Raw genomic sequence first — 18,169 nt, forward strand, 5'->3', positions numbered from 1 at the left:
TAGAATAACCCCATGCGCGCGTTCCTGACCCGGGCCATCGGCTTCCTCTTGGCTCTGGGACTCCCGGTTTTAGGCCAAAGCCTGGTGGTCCCGAAGGAAGTCCAGGCGGGAAGGCCTGTGGTCCTGGAGGGACGGGACCTGCCCGAAGGGCGCTTCCCCCTGGTGCTGGAGGGACCTGAGGGACAGGAAACCCTGGAGGTGGAGGCCCAGGAGGGAAGGTTCCAGCTGGAGCTACACCCCAAGGCCCCCGGGGAGTACCGCATCCGCCTTTCCCTGCCCGCCGGTGCCCTGGAAGCCCGCTTCACCGCCCTTGCCCCCGCCACCCCCGAGCTGACCCGGGAAGGGCTCAAGCTCCCCTGGGGCCTCCTGCCCCTACCCCCGGGGGGTTGGCTGGGACCTTTGGTCCAAGGGGATAAGGTGTACGTGGCCCAGGGGCTTTTGGTGGTGGAAACCCGCGCGAAGGAGAAAACCCTCTCCTTCCACTTTGCCCCGGCCCGCATCCTGGCCCTCAGGCCAGGCCCTGAAGCCCTCCTCGAGGGGGACTGGGTCCTGCCCATCCCCTTCCCCCGGGTGCCCTTTGAAGGCAAGGAGGAGGACCTAAAGGTCCTGGGCTCCCTCCTAGAAGCCCTCAGTCCGCCGAAGCCCTGGCCCTACTATGCCTACTGGACCCTGGACCCCGCCACCCTCACCCCGGAGGACCTGGAGGCCTACGGCCAGGACCTCCTGGCCCGGGGCCATAGGCCGGAACTCTTCTTCGGCCAACCGGGGGTGGCCCGCATGGCGGAGACCTCCCGCCTTCTGCAGAAGAAGGACCCCGAAAAGGCCCTTCTCCTGGCCAAGGCCCTCCTCCGCTACACCCCTCTCTTCCCAGGTTCCTTGGCTTTTTTCCAGGAGACTGCCCAGTACCTGGAGGCCCAGGGCCACCCTGCCCAGGCCCTGACCTTCTTGGAGGCGGGAAAGATCCTGCGCGCCTGGCTTCCCCCCAGGCTTTCCCTGCTTCCCATGGCCCTCTGGACCCTGGGCCTGGCCTACCTGGGCCTCATGCTCTACCTCTTCCTCTACTACCTGCCCGCCCAGCTAAAGGACCTGAAGCCCATCGGCGGCTATCTGGGTGGGTTCTGGCGGCACCCCCTCCTGCGCCTTAGGCACCTTCACCTGGCCTACGCCAGCCTGGGGGAACGGGTGCTGGCCCTGGTCCTCTTCCTGGCCCTCAGCCTGGGCCTCCTCCTCCAGGGACTGGACGCCCAGGTGCGAAAAGGGCTTTTCGCCCCTCCCTTGGACCAAGGCACCCTCCGTACCCAAAAAGCCCAGGACTGGCTCCGCACCCTTCCCCCCACTCCCGAGGTCAAGGCCCTTCTGGGTTACGCCCTCCTTTCGGAGGCCCCCAAGGAGGCCCAGGGCCTCCTGCGGGAAGCCGCTTTGCCCTTCGCCCTGGCCCTTAGGGGAGACGAAACCTCCCTGGCCCAAGCCTACCGTAAGGCTCCCCTCGAGGGACCCATCCGCACGGCCCTCCAACTGGGGCAGGATCCCTGGGGGGCCAGGGAGCCGGGTCCCACCCTGCGCACCCTTTACCTGGCCCTCCTCCAGGTGGAGGTAAAGCGCCTCCAGGAGGATCCCTTCCGGGGGTTCGTGCACCTCAGCACCCCCCTTCCTGACGGGGTAAAGCCCTGGGCCTTCGCTGGCTTCTGGCTCCTTCTCCTCTACCACCTCCTCACCTTCCTCCTGCCCAGGCGCAGGGCCCCGGTCCCCCCCTCCTGGGCCCTGGGGGTGCGCCTCCTGGTACCGGGAAGCCTGGGCTTCTCCTCGGGCCTGGGCATTGTCCTCCTCCTTTTGGCTGCCTATGGGCTCCTGGCCCTCCAGGAGGGCCAGAAACCCACCCTCCTGATCCTGGCCTATGGGCTACACCTCCTGGTGTTAGTCTTTAGCCTGAGGAGGCCCGCATGATCCTTCCACCCATCCCCACTCCCTTTGACCGGGAAGGCCGCCTGGACACGGAGGCCTTTCGGGAACTGGCGGAAGCCCTGGAACCTCTGGTGGACGGGCTTCTCATCTACGGCTCCAACGGGGAAGGCGTCCACCTGACCCCGGAGGAACGGGCCAGGGGGCTTCGGGCCCTAAAACCCCGGAAGCCTTTCCTGGTGGGCCTCATGGAGGAGACCCTGCCCCAGGCGGAACGGGCCCTCCTCGAGGCCCAGGAAGCAGGCGCCCTGGCCCTTCTGGCCACGCCTCCCCGCTACTACCACGCAAGCCTCGGCGAGGGGCTCGTGGCCTACTACCAAGCCCTGGCGGAAAGGATGCCCATCTTCCTCTATCACGTGCCCCAGAACACCAAAGTGGACCTACCCCTTTCCGCGGTGGAAACCCTGGCCCAACACCCCAGGATCACGGGAATCAAGGACTCCAGCGGGGACCTAACCCGCCTGGCCTTTTACCAGGCCCATCTGAGGGATGACTTCCGGGTCTTCACCGGCCACGCCCCCACCTTCCTGGGGGCTTTGGCCCTGGGAGCCGAAGGAGGCATCCTGGCGGCGGCTAACCTGGCCCCCAGGGCCTACCGGTCCCTCCTGGAGGCCTTCCGGACCGGCCGCCTCGGCGAAGCCCAGGCCCTGCAAAAGCGCCTCTTCCCCTTGGGGAACCTTCTTTCCAGAGGTGGGGTACCCCTCCTCAAGCAGGCCATGAGGCACCTGGGCCTACCCGCCGGTTACCCAAGGCCTCCCTATCCCCAGGAAAGCCCTATCTGGAAGGAGTTTCGGCCCGTTTTGGAAGCCCTCAAGGAGGAGGGATGGCTCCTGTGAGAATTCTTTTAGGCCTCTTGACCCTGGGCCTTTTGGCCGCCTGCGCCCCCAGGGCCTTGACCCCTGAGGCCCGTTTGCTCTCGGCCGAGGTGCGGGGCTTGGAAATAAGCCAAGAGCCTGCCCTCCTCCTGGGCCTGAGGGTGGAGTTCCACAACCCCAACCCCTTCCCCTTGCCCCTTTCCACCTTTGGCACCCGGCTCAGGGTGGGGGAGGTGGCGGTGCCCCTGGACCTCACCCTGCCTCCCGGAAGGAAGGAGGAGGTCCTCCTGGTGCGCCTGACCCCCGGGGAAGCCCTTGCCACCGCAAGAGCCCTCCTTTCCCGGGAAGGGGTGGAGGTGGCCCTGGAAGGCGCCACCCTGGGCCAGCACCTCACCTTTTTCCGCACCCGCTTAAGCTTTCCCCTGGAGCCCCCAAGGGTGCGCCGGGCAGGGGTGAACTTCTTCCTGGAAAACCCCAACCCCTTCCCCCTCCGGGTGGAGGGCAACCTGGTTCTTCTGGGCCAAAGCTTCCGGGTGCAGGTGGACCTCCCCGCCCGGGGCGAGGGCCGGCTTCAGGTGACGGGCTTCAGGCCAGGCTTGGAACGGGGCTCTGAAAGGCTGGAACTCACCCTCGAGGTCCCGGGCTTTTTCCGGCAAAGCCTGGTTTTACCCCTCTAGAGCCTAAAACCCAGGGGCAAAAGCTCTCCCAGGGTCCTCACCACATACCCCTCGGGCCCGTGCATGACCACCTCGGTCCCGGAGGAGCCAAATTCAAAAAGCACCTGGCGGCATCCCCCGCAAGGGGGGATGGGGCCCTTCGGGCTATAGATGTGCACCCGGTCTATCCGCCTCTTCCCCGCCAGGACCATGGCGGCCACCGCATTGCGCTCCGCGCACTGGGAAAGGGGAAAGGAGGCGTTTTCCACGTTGACCCCAAGGAAGCTTTCCCCTTCCGCCTCCACCAGGGCCACCACGGGGAAGCCGGAGTAAGGAGCGTAGGCCCGCTCCACATGGGCCTTGAGGATGGCCCTAACCCTCTCCATGCTCCACCAACCTCTCCACCCGCACCCTTTCTATCCGGCGCTGGTCGGCGCTTTCCACCACGAACCGGAACCCCTGCCACTCCACGCTCTCCCCCACGCCGGGGATGCGGCCGAACTGCTCGTAGAGGAAACCGGAGAGGGTGTCGTACTCCCCTTCTGGAAGCTCCACCCCCAGGGCCTCGGAAACCTCGTCCACGGGGGTTTGGGCCTGGATGGAGAAGGAGCCGTCGGGAAGCCTGCGAATGGCCAGGTCCTCCGGCTCGTCGGTCTCGTCGTAGATCTCCCCCACGATCTCCTCCATCACGTCCTCCAAGGTGACCAGGCCCGCCGTGCCCCCAAACTCGTCCACCACGATGGCCATGTGCACCTTCCGCCGGCGAAGCTCCCTCAAGAGCGACCAGGCATCCATGTTCTCGGGGACGAAGTAGGGAGGATGGGCGATGGAGGCCACGGTGCGCCCTTTAAGATCCTCCTCGCAGTAGTAGTCCAGCAGGTCCTTGGCGTAGGCCACCCCCACGATGTGGTCCACGTTCTCCTTGTAGACGGGAACCCGGCTGTAGCGGTGCTCCCGGAAGAGGTGGAGGAAGTCCTCCAGGCTGGCGTCCGCCTCAATGGCCACCATCTCCACCCGGGGGGTCATGATCTCCCGCACGGGGGTTTCCTCCAGCTCCAGGATGGAGTGGATCATCTCCTCCTCCTGGGCCTCGATGGTGCCGGACTCCTCCGCCCCCGCCAGGATGAGCTTGAGCTCTCGCTCGGACACCAGGGGGGTATCCCGGGGCTCCAGGCCCAGCACCCTGAGCAGGAAAACGGAAACCAGGCTGAAGAAGCGGCCCACGGGGTAGAGGAGGACGGAGAGGAGGTAGATGGGCCAGGCCCCCACCCGGGCCAGGACCTCCGCATGGTGCACGGCGATGGATTTGGGGGTGATCTCCCCGAAGAACAGGATGAGGAAGGTCATGAGCCCCGTGGCCAGGCCCACGCCGGCCGAGCCGAAGGCCCGGGTGGCCAGGTCCGTCACCAAGGCGGTGGCGGCGATGTTCACCAGGTTGTTCCCCACCAGGATGGTGGTGAGGAAGCGGGTGATGTCCCGGGCGAGGAGCCGGAAGGGACCCCCCTGGGTTTCCGCCAGCTCCCGCACCTTCCAGGGATATAGGGTGGTGAAGGCGGTTTCGCTGGCGGAGAAAAAGGCGGAAAAGGCCAGGAGGAGGACCAAAAGAAAAAGGTCCCCAGGGCTTGGGGCTTGGGACTGGGCCAGGGCTAGGGAACCGAAGGGCAGGAAGAAGAGCCACCGACTGGGAGGTCTGTCCATATCACCTTTTGTCATTCTACACCAGGAAGACGCCCAAGCGCCCTCACGCTTTTCATTGATATCCGTGTATAGTTTACACATATGAAGGGTCCGCCCACCCCTTTAGTGGAGGAGCTATCCCGCCTGGGTTACGCCCTGATGCGCCTTTTGCTCTCCCGGGCCAAGGAGATCTTCGCTCAGGAGGGGGTTTCCCTCCTGCAGGCGGAGGTGCTCCGCCGGGTGAAGGAAGGAGTCCAGCTTCCCTCCCGCCTGGCGGAACAGCTGGAGGTCCTCCCCTCCCAGGTATCCCACCTCCTTGCCTCCTTGGAGGAAGCTGGCCTCCTGGAGCGCCACCCAGACCCCCAGGACCGCCGCAGGGTCCTCCTCCGCCTCACCCCCAAGGGGGAGGCCGTGCACAAGCGCCTACAGGAAGCCTGGCTTCAGGCCTACGGGCAGCACCTGGCCCGGCTCAGCCCTAAGGAGCTCCTCCTTTTCCGCGACCTCCTGCGCAAGCTCACGGAGGTGGAAGGTGGCTAAAGCCCTCGCCCTCTTCCTCTTTCTCCTTCCCGCATTGGCCCAGGGGGCGCTGAGTCCCCTCAAGGACCACCCCCTGGCCCAGCAGGCCCAGGCCCTCTTGCAGGCTGCCACCAGGTCCCTCGAGGCCCAGGCCTCCCCCTTTGCCCTCAATGTGCAGGGGAACTACGCCCGCCTGGGATACGAGTGCACTCCTCCCTCCCTCTGCCAAAGCCTGCCCGCCACGGGGGGAAGCCTCACCCTGGCCCTGGTCCTCACTCCCTTCCCCTTCGGGGACATTCAGGACAGCCTGGAACGGGCCCGCATCGCCTACCGAAGAGCGGAGCTCGGCTACCGCAAGGCCCTCACCGCCCTGCAAACCCAGGCGGTGGCCGCATACGGACGCTACCAGCTGGCCCTCTTGGGGGAAAAGCTGGCGCAAAAGGGAGTAGAACTAGCCCGGGCAGCCCTGGAGGCAGCTCGGAAACGCCAGGCCAACCCCAAGGAGCTCCGGGAGGCGGAACTTGCCCTGAAGGAAGCGGAAAACCGCCTCCTGGAGGCCAAGAGGAACGTGGAACTGGCCAGGAAGGGAGCGGAGGGGCTGGTGGACCTCACCAAGCCCCTTCCCGAGATCTCCCCACCCCAAGGCACCACGCCCCTTTCCCTGGAGGAAGCCCGCCTGAGCCTGGAGGAAGCCAGGATCGCCCACATGAGCGCCCTCCGCACCCTCTTCCCCGAGGTCAAGGCCAGCTACCTCCTCTACCCAAGCGGGAACGACACCCTGGCCCTGAGCCTTTCCAGCCGGACCCTGCAACCCACCCTGGCCTACACCCGGCAGGATCCCGCGCAAAGGCCCACCAGCCTACCCGGAGGGGGTAGCTACCGCACCCTGGAGGAAATGAGGCTCTCCTTTTCCCTCACCCTCTCCCCGGGTCTTTTCGCCGCCCTGGAGGCCGCAGAGGCCCAGGTGCGGGGGGCGGAGGAAGCCTTAAAGGCGGCCGAAAGACAAGCCCGGCTTCAGGAAGAAACCCTGAATAACTCCCTGAAAACCCTGAGGACGTCCCTCGAACTAGCCCGCCTCCGCCTCGAGGCCCAGGAAAGGACCCTGGCGGAAACGAAAAAGCGCCTGGAACTGGGCCTGGAAAGCCCCCTGGCCCTGTTGCAGGCGGAGCTTTCCCTTGCCCAGGCGGAACTGGCCCTGGCCCAGGCGGAAAGCGACCTGAGAACCAAGTGGATGGAGCTTTACCAGTTCTACGGCGAACTCCTGCCGGAGGTGACCCCATGAGAAAAAGCGCCCTAGCCTTACTCGTGCTCCTGGCTCCTGGCTTAGCCCAGCCCCTCCCCGAGGCCCTGAAAAAGGCACCGGAGGTGGCGGCGGTGGTCACGGCCCGCTTGGACTACCAAACCAAGCAGAAAGAGCTGGCCCGCACCCTCCAGGACCCTTTGCGCACGGCTTTGGCCGAGTTGCAAGCGCGCCAGGCCAGGGATCTGGCCGAGGCCAGGTTCCAACGGGCCCTGGCCCAGGCGGAAAGCGAGATCGTCTCCGCCTACACCCAGGCCTATGAAGCCCTCCTGCAGGTGGACCTGGCGGAAAAGGCGGTGGAGGTGGCCGAGCTGGGACTCAAGGCCACGGAGATCCGCCTCAAGGGAGGCGGGGCCACCAGCCTGGACCTCCTGGAGGCACAAAACCGGCTTCTGGAGGCCAGGAAGAACCTGGAGCTGGCCCAACGGGGACGGGATACCGCCCTGGCCGCCCTGGCGAACCTGGTGGGCGATTGGAAGCCGGAAGGAGTCAAGGAACTGCCAGCCCTCCCCGAGGAGAAGGTGGTGGAGACCCTTCTTCAGGAGCACGCTGATCTCCTTCAGCTGAAGCAGTCCTTGGCCCTTCTCCGCTTCCAGCGGGGCCTCTTGGACGAAAGCTTCGTCCCGAGGAAGGAGATCGAGGCCCTGGAGGACCAGATCCAAACCCTCGAGGCCAACCTGGCCAACCTGGAGCGCTCCCTAAGGCTGGGCCTGCAGGCCAGGTACCGCCAGCTATCCCCCCTCCTGCAAGGGGTGAAAACGGCGGAGGAAGCTTACCGGGCAGCCCAGGAGCGCTATCACGCCGAGGAGAAGCGCTTTCAGGCCGGGCTCACCAGCCGGTTAGGCCTTCTACAACAGGAACTCGCCCTCAAGCAGGCGGCGCTTTCCCTGGAGCAGGCCAAGCACGCCTACCTGAAGGCTTACTACAGCCTTCTGGCGAGCCGCTAAGGAGGAAACCATGCGCCCGATGGCAAGCCTTGCCCTAAGCCTCATCCTCCTCAGCGCCTGCGCCCCCAAGGAGGCCAAAGCCCCCGAGGCCCCTCCCACCCCTACCCTGGCCACGGAGGTGCGCACCGTGCGGGCAAAGTTTGGAATCCTCGAGCGGGAGGTACGGGCCTCCGCCACCTTGCAGGCAGAAAAGGAGAGCCTGGTGGCGGCAGGCGCCTCCGGCCGGGTCCTGCGAACCCTTCCCGCCGGCACCCGGGTGTCGGCGGGGGAAGGGGTGGTCTACCTGGACCCAGCTCCCTTCCAGGAGGCCTTAGAGGCCGCCAGGCTTAACCTAAAACAAGCCGAGGCCAACCTGGAGCGCGCCCGAAACCAGCTTGCGGGAAACCGGGCCACCCTCAAGGCCCAGCTCCAGGCGGCAGAGGCCCAGCTCCAGGCGGCCAAGAAGCGCTACGAGGAAGGCCAGGCCCTGCTTTCGGCGGGGGCCTTGGCCCCATTGGACCTCAAGGCCCTCGAGGCCCAGTACCGCCAGGCGGAAAGCAACTACCAGAACGCCCTCGAGGCCCTATCCCGCCTGGAGCGGGGGGAGGACCTCCGGCTTCTTGAGCTTCAGGTGGAGGCCGCCCGGCTCCAGGTGCGCCAGGCGGAAAGGAACCTCAAGGAAAGCACGGTGCGGGCCCCCTTCGCCGGGGAGGTGGTGGAGGTCTTCGTAAGGGAAGGGGAGTTCGTGGGAACGGGAAGCCGGGCCTTCCGGTTGGCCACCACGGACCGCCTTTTGGCCAAGGTCTACCTCCCCCCCGACCAAGCCAGCGCCCTCACCCCAGAAACGCCCTTCCTCATCAGGCAAAACGGGCGGGAGGTGCGGGCACGCCTCCTGCGCAAGACGGACCTCCCGGGACAGACCCGCCTGGTGGAGGTGGTCCTGAAGCCGGAAGGCACCCTTCTCCCGGGTCCCGCCGAGGTGCGCTACCGGGTAAAGCTGGCCGAAGGCTTCCTCATCCCCGCAACGAGCCTCCAGGTCCAGGAGGGGGAAACCCTGGTCTACCAGGTGAAGGAGGGGAAGGCGAGAAAAACCCCCGTGCGCCTTCTCGCCCAAGAAGGCGGACAGGCAGCGGTGGAGGGCCTTGACGAGGGTGCCGAGGTCATCCATCCCGTGCCCGTGGGCCTCAAGGATGGGGATCCCGTGGAGGTGGTTCGGTGAGGACCAACCCCCTGGTGGCCTTCTTCGTGGAGCGGTTCGTCTTCGCCACCGCCATCTTCGTGGGCCTGGTCCTGGTGGGTCTGCTCCTGGGCCTTGGACTTGGGGTGGAGCTCCTGCCCCGCTTCAGCGTGCCCGTGGTGGCGGTTTCCACCAGCTACCCCGGGGCCGGTCCCGAGGAGGTGGCGGAGCAAGTATCCAAGCCCCTCGAGGACGCCCTTTCCACCCTAAGCGGGGTGGACACCATCGGAAGCAGCTCCACCGAGGGCTTCAGCCTGGTCTTCGTGCAGTTCCAGCAAGGGGTGGACGTGGACCGGGTGGCGGTGGAGGTGAGCCAGAAGGTGGCCGCCGCCCGCGCCCTGCTTCCCAAGGATGCCTCGCCCCCCGTGGTGCAGAAGTTTGACCCCTCGGCAAGCCCCATCCTCTACGTGGCCCTCGAGGCGCCCGGGGAGGATCTCTCCCAGGTGTTGCGCTACGCCGAGCGAACCCTAAAGCCCCGCCTCCAGCTGGTGCCGGGGGTGGCGGACATCCGCCTCACCGGGGCGCCCAAGCGGGCCATCCGGGTCTACCTGGAGCCAGGCCGCCTCGAGGCCTTAGGGGTAGCCCCCGGCCAGGTGGTGCAGGCGCTTTCCACCTCGGCCCTGAACCTGCCCTTGGGAAGCCTCACCGAGGGGGAAAAGCGCCTGGTCTACACCCTGCGCAACACCCCCGCCACCGCCGAGGAGGTGGCGGATCTGGTCCTGGACCCCTCCCGGGGCCTCAGGATCCGGGACGTGGCCCGGGTGGAGGAGCGGGCGGAGGAGCCCAGCACCCTAAACCGCCTGAACGGCCGCCCCGCCGTCCTCCTGGCGGTGGTGAAGACCCCCGACTCCAACGCCGTGGCCGTGGCGGACGGGGTCAAAAAGACCCTGGCGGAAACCAAACTCCCCGCAGGCTACCGGGCGGAGATCGCCCTGGACTCCACCCGCTTTATCCGAGCCGCCGTTTTGGACACGGTGCGGGAGGCCTTCCTGGCTGCCTTGGCGGTGTCCTTGGTGGTGTTGGTCTTCTTGGGGAAGCTGAACTCCGTCTTCTCCGTGATCCTGGCCATCCCCATCACCCTCTCCGGAGCCATCCTCCTCTTCGGCCTTCTGGGCTTCACCTACAACCTGATCAGCCTCCTCGCCCTCACCGTGGCGGTGGGCATCGTGGTGGACGACTCCATCGTGGTGGCGGAGAACATCGACCGCTACCGGCGCATGGGGTACGGCCTCAAGGAAGCGGTGCTGAAAGGGGCCAGCGAGGTTTCCGTGGCGGTGGCCGCCGCCACCCTGAGCCTTCTCGCGGTATTCCTCCCCATCAGCTTCCTCCCGGGTATCATCGGCCAGATCTTCCAGCAGTTCGGCCTTGGGATGGCCGCGGCCATCGCCGTGAGCTGGCTGGAGGCCCTCCTCTTCCTCACCGTGCGCCTGGCCTACTTCCCGGACCCCGAGCCCCCAAGCCCCAAGGAAGCCCTTCTGGCCCTACGCCTCCTGCCCCAGGACCTCCGCTTCGCTTACCGAAGGGGCTTCCGCACCCCAGTGGGCCTTCTCCTCGGAGCCCTGGCCGCCTTCCTCCTCTACCGGCAGGGGCCCCTTTGGCTTCTCCTCCTTCCCCTGTACCCCGCCCTCCTCGGCCTCGGGCGCTACCTGGGCCGCTTTTTCCTGGACCTGGTAGGAGCCCTCACCCACCTCCTCCACGCCAGCTCCGAGGCCTTGATGCACCGCCTCACCGAGGCCTATGCCCGAAGCCTTGGCCAGGTCCTAAGACGGCCTTGGGTGGTCCTGGGCCTCGCCACCCTGGCCTTCCTCTCCTTCTTCCCCATCCTGCCCAGGATCCCATTCAACTTCACCCCCCGCTCCGACACCGGGGTCCTCACCGCCACCTTGCTCCTGCCCAAGGACACCCCCCTGGCGGTCTCCGACCGGGCGGCAAGGGCCCTCGAGGCCTACTTCCTCTCCCACCCGGCGGTGAAGCGGGTGGTCACCACCGTGGGGGCCAGCGCCACCGGCGGGGCCCAGGTGGGGGACCCCAGCCGGGTGCAGCTCCAGATCGTCCTGAAACCCAAGAACGAGCGCCAGGACATCTTCACCCTCACCGAGGTTTTCAACCGCCAAGGACGGGAGGCCCTTAAGGATTTCCCTGGAGCCGACCTACGGGTCCTGGCCCAGACCGGCCCCGAGGCCGGGGATGCGGACCTGCAGTTTTTCGTCACCAGCCCCGACCGGGCCCTTTTGGAGAAGCAGGTGAGGGAGATCACCCAGCTGATTGCGGAAAAACCCTATGTCCTCAACGTGAAGAACACCCTCGAGGCCACCCAGCGGGAACGGGTCTTCGTGCCGGATCCTGCCCGGCTTTCCGGCACCGGCCTCACCCCCTTGGACGTGGCCCAGACCCTGCGCCTTTACCTCTCGGGCACCCAGGCGGCCACCGCCAGGAGGGGCGGCGAGGAACTGGCCATCGTGGTCCAGGTGGATCCCCTACGCCTCGGGGGCGAGTCCGACCTCCTCTCCCTGCCCATCTACGCCCCTGCCCTGGGCGCCTTCCTGCCCCTGGGAAGCCTGGGGCGGTTCGTGGAGCGGCCGGGGCCCACCCTGATCTCGAGGCGCAACCAAGCCTACGCCGCCGGCATCAACATCAACCTGAAGCCGGATGCCCCCGGGACCTTCCAGATCCAAAGGGAGCTGGAGGCGGAGCTCCAGTCCAAGGGGCTTCTGGGCGATGGGGTGGAGCTTCTGGCCACGGGCCTGGGTAGCTTCACCGGGGAACTGGCCCGGCTGGCTCCCCTGGCCTTCGCCCTGGCCCTGGTGCTCAACTACCTGGTCATCGCCAGCCAGTTCAACGCCTGGCGCTACCCCCTTTACCTCCTCCTCCCCGTTCCCTTAGCCTTGGTGGGGGCCTTCTGGCTCACCTACCTTTTGGGAACCGGCCTGGACGTGATCAGCGTGCTGGGGGTGGTGATGCTCATCGGTCTGGTCACCAAAAACGCCATCCTCCTCCTGGACTTCGCCGTAAGGCGCATGCGGGAAAAGCCCTTGAGGGAAGCCCTGGTGGAGGCGGCCCGGCTCCGCTTAAGGCCGATCCTCATGACCACCCTCACCGTGCTCATCATCAGCCTTCCCCTGCTCCTGGGCACCGGGGAAGGGGCGGAGTACCGCAGGCCTCTAGGGGTGATCATCCTGGGGGGGCTTCTTTCCTCCACCCTCCTCACCCTCTTCGTGGTGCCCGCGGCCTTCTACGCCTTTGAAGGGCGAAGGGCCCGGGAAGCGATCCTGAGGTGATCCATGAGCGCCAAAAAGCTCCTTCTCCTCTTCTTGGTGGCGGCCTTCCTCATCGCTCTGGCCGTGGTTGGGGTAGCCCACTACTTCCTTAGACCCTTAAAGGCGGAGGGCGTGGCCCAGGAGGCCTTGATGCAAGCTGGCCTCGAGGTGCGGGAGACTTCTTACGGCCTAGAGCTCATCCCCAAAGCCCCCAAGGCCCTTTTGGCCTTCTACCCCGGGGCCCGGGTGGAGCCCTTGGCCTACGCCCCGGTCCTGGCCCCGGTGGCGGAGGCGGGGTACCTGGTGGTCCTTTTGAAGGTTCCCTCGGGCATCGCCCTCCTGGGAAAGGAAAGGGCCCTGGAGGCCCACCGGGCCCATTCCGGGCTCCCTTGGGTGGTGGGCGGGCACAGCCTAGGCGGGGTGGCGGCGGCAGAGCTGGCCGCCTCGGAAGGGCTTCCCCTCATCCTCTTCGCCAGCTACCCGGAAAAGGATCTTTCCCAGGAAAACCTTCCCGTCCTGGCCCTTTTCGGCACGGAAGACGGCCTTCTCCCCCCGGAAAAAGCCCGGGAGAAGGCCCGGCTCCTTCCCAAAAACGCCCGGGTGGTCTTCGTGGAAGGGCTGAACCATGCGGGCTTTGGCGCCTACGGCCCCCAGCAGGGGGACCGGCCCGCCCGAAGGCCCCGGGAAGCCCTATGGCGGGAGATCCAGGAGGAGGTCCTGCTCTTCTTGGAAGGCCTGGGCCTGGACGCCCCTCCCCCGTCCCAGGCCCACCGCTGAGGGCCAAGGTGGTATAGTGGGAAAAGCCGGGGCGGGCGCCCCCCCTCGGAACACTTCCCCCCAAAACCCACATCCATCCGCAACCCTGGCTTTGGCGCCCGGGTACCGGGGTTTGCAACCCGCTGGGTGTGGTTTGGAAAGGGGGAAGGGAAAGGAGCAGCCATGAAGGATAGTTTCCAAACCCTTAAGACCCTTAACACCCCAAGCGGCACCTACGCCTACTTTGACCTCACGGAACTGGAAAGGAAAGGGATTGCCGAGGTAAGCCGCCTTCCCTTCTCCATCCGCATCATGCTGGAAAGCCTCCTCAGAAACGAGGACGGCTACCAGGTAACCCGTGAGGACATCGAGGCCCTGGCCCGCTGGACCCCTGAGCCGGGGGAGATCAACGTGCCCCTGAAGCTGGCCCGGGTCATCCTCCAGGACTTCACCGGGGTACCGGCGGTGGTGGACCTGGCCGCCATGCGGGATGCCGTGGCCGCGCGGGGCGGGGACCCCAAGCGCATTAACCCCGTGGTGCCCGCCGACCTGGTCATCGACCACTCCGTGCAGGTGGACGCCTTCGGCACCGCCTACGCCTTCTTCTACAACGTGGAGAAGGAATACGAGCGGAACCGGGAGCGCTACCTGCTCCTCAAGTGGGCCCAGGGAGCCCTGGAAAACTTCCGGGTGGTGCCCCCCGGCACCGGCATCGTCCACCAGGTGAACCTGGAGTACCTGGCCAAGGTGGTGATGACCAAGGAGGAAGGAGGCCTCACCTTAGCCTTCCCCGACAGCCTGGTGGGCACCGACAGCCACACCACCATGGTGAACGGCCTCGGGGTTCTGGGCTGGGGCGTGGGGGGCATTGAGGCTGAGGCGGTGATGCTGGGCCAGCCCTACTACATGCTGGCCCCCAAGGTGGTGGGCTTCAAGCTCTACGGGGAGCTTCCCGAGGGAGCCACCGCCACCGACCTGGTCCTGACCATCACCGAGATCCTCCGCAAGCACGGGGTGGTGGGCAAGTTCGTGGAGTTCTATGGGCCTGGGGTGGCCAAGCTCTCCCTGGCGGACCGGGCCACCATCGCCAACATGGCCCCCGAGTACGGGGCCACCATGGGCTTCTTCCCCGTGGACGAGGAAACCCTAAACTACCTGAGGCTTACGGGCCGCCCGGAGGAGCTCATCGCGTTGGTGGAGGCCTACACCAAGGCCAACGGGCTTTTCCGCACGCCTGAGGCGGAGGAACGGGTGCGCTACTCCGAGTACCTGGAGCTGGACCTCTCCACGGTGGAACCCTCCCTGGCCGGCCCCAAGCGGCCCCAGGATCGGGTGGCCCTCAAGGAGGTGAAGCAGAGCTTCCTGGCCCACCTCACCAAGCCCGTGAAGGAAAGGGGCTTCGGGCTTACCCCGGACCAGCTGAACAAGAAGGTGCTGGTGAAGCGCCAGGACGAGGAGTTTGAGCTCACCCACGGCTCCGTGGTCATCGCCGCCATCACCAGCTGCACCAACACCTCCAACCCCACGGTGATGCTGGGAGCCGGGCTTTTGGCCAAGAAGGCGGTGGAAGCGGGCCTGGACACCAAGCCCTGGGTGAAGAGCTCCTTGGCCCCGGGTTCCAAGGTGGTCACCGACTACCTGGAGGCCAGCGGGCTCCTTCCCTTCCTCGAGGCCCTGCGCTTCCACGTGGTGGGCTACGGGTGCACCACCTGCATCGGCAACTCCGGCCCCCTGCCCGAGGACATCGCCAAGGCGGTGGAGGAGGGGAACCTGGTGGTGGCCGCCGTCCTCTCCGGCAACCGCAACTTTGAAGGGCGCATCAACCCCCACGTGAAGGCCAACTACCTGGCGAGCCCCATGCTGGTGGTGGCCTACGCCCTGGCGGGCCGCATGGACATCGACTTCACCACGGAGCCCCTGGGCAACGACCCCAACGGCAAACCCGTCTACCTCAAGGACATCTGGCCCTCCATGGAGGAGATCCGGGAGGCCATGGCCAAGACCCTGGACCCTGAGCTTTTCAAGAAGGAATACGCCCGGGTCTTCCAGGGGGACGAGCGCTGGCAGGCCCTGCCCGCCCCCACGGGGGAGCTCTTCGGCTGGGATCCCGAGAGCACCTACATCCAGAAGCCCCCCTTCTTCCAGAACCTGGGCCAGCACCAGGTGGGGGACATCCGGGGAGCCCGGGTGCTCCTGGTCCTGGGGGATTCCGTGACCACCGACCACATCTCCCCCGCCGGGGCCATCCCGGTGAAAAGCCCGGCGGGCCAGTACCTGATCTCCAAGGGGGTCAAACCCGAGGACTTCAACTCCTACGGTTCCCGGCGCGGCAACCACGAGGTGATGATGCGGGGCACCTTCGCCAACATCCGCATCAAGAACCTGATGCTGGATGGGGTGGAGGGGGGCTACGCCAAGAAGCTTCCCGAGGGAGAGGTGGACTTCGTCTACCACGTGGCCATGCGTTACCAACAGGAGGGCACCCCCCTTCTGGTCATCGCCGGCAAGGAGTACGGCACCGGCTCTAGCCGCGACTGGGCCGCCAAGGGTACCTTCCTTTTGGGCATCAAGGCGGTGCTGGCGGAAAGCTTTGAAAGGATCCACCGCTCCAACCTGGTGGGGATGGGGGTCCTGCCCCTGGAGTTCCTGCCGGGCGAGAACCGGGAAACCCTGGGCCTAACCGGCTACGAGGTCTACGACATCCTGGGCCTTGAGGACCTCACCCCCCGCAAGAAAGTGGAGGTGGTGGCCAGGAAGGAGGATGGCACGGAGGTTCGCTTCCAGGCCATCGCCCGCCTGGACACCCCGGTGGAGGTGGACTACTACAAGAATGGCGGCATCCTCCAGACCGTGCTCCTCAATATGCTGAAAGAGGCGAAGGCTCAGTAGGGAAGCGCACAAGGCCCCGGGTCATGACCCGGGGCCTTTTTTTCTACCCCTCTAGGAAGGTGCTAAAGCCCGGCCCCGATCTCCAGCTGGGGGTTGGGGCGGCTTCCCTCCGCTTCCGCCTCCCGGGCCTCGATCTTGCCCTTGATGCGCTTTAGCCGGAAGGTATCCTCCCGCTCCCGCTGCTCCAGAACCTGCTGGATGAAGCGGATCTGGGATCGGATCCCGGGGATTACCACCTGCTCCAGGGCGTTCACCCGTCGGGTGGTCTTCTTGATCTCCTCCCCGATCTTCTTCAGGCGGGTTTCCGTGTTGGCCACCTGGATCAAGGCCTCGGCGTAGCGGCGGAAGGCACGGGCGGCTTCCAGGGTGTAGGCCGGGGTGCCCACCGGGGAGAGCAAGGCCCCATCGGGGAAGGTGGCCTTGAGCCTCGGCACCTTGCTCCCCCAGACGTTTTCCACCTCCGCCTCCACCTCCTCGAGGGGCCTCACCCCCAAGGCGGCGGCGGAAACACTCTCCGGCCCGTCAAAGGCCTGGGCGAGAAGCAAGGCCCCATAGGCTTCCTGCGCCGCCTGGTTCAGGGCCTTGCGGGCCTCCAAGGCCTCCCTTACCAGGCCGAAGAACTCCGCCACCAAGGCATCCCGCTTCTTCTTGAGGAGGTCCACCCCCTTCTGCGCCAGGCGCATCTGGCCGCGCCGTTGCAGAAGGTTCATGCGGGTGGGGCTTACCTGGCTCATCTAACCTCCTTAGTCCAGGGCTTGGGGAGCACCCCAGATCTCTTCCAGCTTCTGCCCGTAGTACTTGCCGATATGGTCCTTGGAAATCCGCTTGAGCTCCCCCTGGGGCAGCATGGAAAGAAGCGCCCAGGCGATCTGCAGGCTCTCCTCAATGGAGCGGTTCTGCTGGCCCTGGTTGATGAAGTGCTTCTCAAAGGCGTCGGCGAACTGCAAGTAGCGGCGGTCGTTCTCGGTGAGGGCGTCCTCGCCGATAATGGCCACCAGCTTGCGGATGTCCACCCCGTTGGCGTAGGCGGAGTAGAGCTGGTCGGAAACCTGCTTGTGGTCCTCCCGGGTCTTGCCCTTGCCCACGCCGTTGTTCATGAGCCGGGAAAGGGAGGGCAGGGGGTCGATGGGCGGGTAGATGCCCTTGCGGTGGAGCTCCCGGGAAAGCTGGATCTGCCCCTCGGTGATGTAGCCGGTGAGGTCGGGAATGGGGTGGGTGCGGTCGTCGTCGGGCATGGAGAGGATGGGAATCTGGGTCACGGAGCCCTTCTTGCCCACCACCACCCCAGCCCGCTCGTAGATGGTGGCCAGGTCCGTGTACATGTAGCCCGGGTAACCGCGCCGGCCCGGGATCTCCTCGCGGCTCGCCCCGATCTCCCGCAGGGCCTCGCAGTAGTTGGTCATGTCCGTGAGGATGACCAGCACGTGGTAGTCGTGCTCAAAGGCCAGGTACTCGGCCACGGTGAGGGCCATGCGGGGGGTGAGGATGCGCTCGATGGTGGGGTCGTCCGCCTTGTTCAGGAAGAGGACGGAGCGGCTTAAGGCCCCGGTGCGCTCGAACTCCTGGATGAAGTAGGAGAGCTCCCGTTGGGTGATGCCCATGGCGGCGAAGACCACGGCGAAGGGCTCCTCCTTCTCCCCTTCCCCCGAGAGGTCGGGGCGCACCGTGGCCTGACGGGCGATCTGGGCCGCAATCTCGTTGGCGGGAAGGCCCGAGCCCGAGAAGATGGGAAGCTTCTGCCCCCTCACCAGGGTGTTCATCACGTCGATGGTGGAGATCCCCGTCTGGATGAACTCCTCGGGCTTCCTGCGGGCCACGGGGTTCAGGGGAAGGCCCACGATGGGAAGCCGCTTCTCCGGGGTGATGGGGGGCAGGCCGTCGATGGGCTTGCCGATCCCGTTGAAGCGCCGGCCCAGCATCTCCTTGGAAACCCCGAGCCGGGCCACATCCTCCACCAGGCTCACGCTGGTGGTGGCCAGATCCAGCCCCGTGGTCTCCTCAAACACCTGGATGACCGCATACTCCTCGGAAACCTCGATCACCTGGCCGCCGCGCACCCGACCCGTGCCGTCCTTGATGTCCACGATGGCGCCGTAGGCCAGGTCCTTGGCGTTCTCCACAAAGAGGAGAGGTCCCGAGATGTAGGTGATGCCCGTGTATTCCTTCTTAAGAAGATCCATC

The 18,169-nt window shown here is 66.2% G+C and carries 14 protein-coding genes; 10 read left to right on the forward strand and 4 right to left on the reverse strand.

Features of this window, described 5'->3' with window-relative positions:
• The first annotated feature begins 12 nt into the window (after nt 1-12).
• From AC27GT_RS02875 to AC27GT_RS02885, 3 genes are read left to right on the forward strand one after another with little or no spacing between them, the layout of a single operon-like run.
• Entirely contained in the window at nt 13-1,944 is a 1,932-nt protein-coding gene (locus tag AC27GT_RS02875) for a hypothetical protein (protein WP_054392387.1), read from the forward strand.
• Nucleotides 1,941-2,795: a dihydrodipicolinate synthase family protein gene (locus AC27GT_RS02880; RefSeq protein ID WP_054392388.1), complete on the forward strand. Its 855-nt coding sequence runs from the start codon at nt 1,941-1,943 to the stop codon at nt 2,793-2,795. The genes AC27GT_RS02875 and AC27GT_RS02880 overlap by 4 nt, the downstream gene beginning before the upstream one ends.
• The gene (locus AC27GT_RS02885) at nt 2,783-3,451 is read left to right on the forward strand and encodes a hypothetical protein (protein WP_054392389.1); all 669 of its coding nucleotides are present in this window, start codon (nt 2,783-2,785) and stop codon (nt 3,449-3,451) included. Before AC27GT_RS02880 ends, AC27GT_RS02885 begins: the two co-directional genes overlap by 13 nt.
• Here the strand turns inward: AC27GT_RS02885 and cdd are convergent.
• Entirely contained in the window at nt 3,448-3,816 is a 369-nt protein-coding gene (gene cdd / locus AC27GT_RS02890; protein WP_054392390.1) for a cytidine deaminase, read from the reverse strand. The two genes, AC27GT_RS02885 and cdd, sit on opposite strands and share 4 nt — an antisense overlap.
• Nucleotides 3,803-5,128, reverse strand: a complete 1,326-nt coding sequence (locus AC27GT_RS02895) for a hemolysin family protein (protein WP_487223515.1) — start codon at nt 5,126-5,128, stop codon at nt 3,803-3,805. Before AC27GT_RS02895 ends, cdd begins: the two co-directional genes overlap by 14 nt.
• Nucleotides 5,129-5,209: 81 nt before the next feature.
• On the opposite strand from AC27GT_RS02895, the gene AC27GT_RS02900 reads away from it, so the two are divergent.
• The 7 genes from AC27GT_RS02900 to acnA all read left to right on the forward strand — a co-directional run bounded on the left by AC27GT_RS02900 (nt 5,210) and on the right by acnA (nt 15,988).
• A complete protein-coding gene (locus tag AC27GT_RS02900; protein ID WP_287930456.1) occupies nt 5,210-5,644 on the forward strand; it encodes a MarR family winged helix-turn-helix transcriptional regulator in 435 nt (144 codons plus the stop codon).
• Entirely contained in the window at nt 5,637-6,905 is a 1,269-nt protein-coding gene (locus tag AC27GT_RS02905) for a TolC family protein (protein WP_487223516.1), read from the forward strand. Before AC27GT_RS02900 ends, AC27GT_RS02905 begins: the two co-directional genes overlap by 8 nt.
• On the forward strand, nt 6,902-7,870 hold the full coding sequence (locus AC27GT_RS02910) for a TolC family protein (RefSeq protein ID WP_370533695.1): 969 nt from the start codon (nt 6,902-6,904) through the stop codon (nt 7,868-7,870). Before AC27GT_RS02905 ends, AC27GT_RS02910 begins: the two co-directional genes overlap by 4 nt.
• A 10-nt stretch (nt 7,871-7,880) precedes the next feature.
• Complete coding sequence (locus AC27GT_RS02915; RefSeq protein ID WP_487223517.1) at nt 7,881-9,068, forward strand: efflux RND transporter periplasmic adaptor subunit; 1,188 nt, start codon at nt 7,881-7,883, stop codon at nt 9,066-9,068.
• Entirely contained in the window at nt 9,065-12,364 is a 3,300-nt protein-coding gene (locus AC27GT_RS02920; RefSeq protein ID WP_487223518.1) for an efflux RND transporter permease subunit, read from the forward strand. The genes AC27GT_RS02915 and AC27GT_RS02920 overlap by 4 nt, the downstream gene beginning before the upstream one ends.
• 3 nt (nt 12,365-12,367) lie before the next feature.
• A complete protein-coding gene (locus tag AC27GT_RS02925) occupies nt 12,368-13,120 on the forward strand; it encodes an alpha/beta hydrolase (protein WP_487223519.1) in 753 nt (250 codons plus the stop codon).
• 162 nt (nt 13,121-13,282) lie between these two features.
• Nucleotides 13,283-15,988, forward strand: coding sequence for an aconitate hydratase AcnA (gene acnA, locus AC27GT_RS02930; RefSeq protein WP_487223520.1), 2,706 nt, complete (start codon nt 13,283-13,285; stop codon nt 15,986-15,988).
• Nucleotides 15,989-16,050: 62 nt separating this feature from the next.
• On the opposite strand, the gene atpD is transcribed toward acnA, so the two are convergent.
• Together atpD and AC27GT_RS02940 are read right to left on the reverse strand one after the other, a co-directional pair.
• Nucleotides 16,051-16,722, reverse strand: a complete 672-nt coding sequence (gene atpD, locus AC27GT_RS02935) for a V-type ATP synthase subunit D (RefSeq protein ID WP_038029379.1) — start codon at nt 16,720-16,722, stop codon at nt 16,051-16,053.
• Nucleotides 16,723-16,731: 9 nt separating this feature from the next.
• On the reverse strand, nt 16,732-18,168 hold the full coding sequence (locus AC27GT_RS02940; protein WP_019550082.1) for a V-type ATP synthase subunit B: 1,437 nt from the start codon (nt 18,166-18,168) through the stop codon (nt 16,732-16,734).
• Nucleotide 18,169: the final 1 nt, after the last annotated feature.

Source organism: Thermus sp. KWY1, assembly GCF_057547025.1.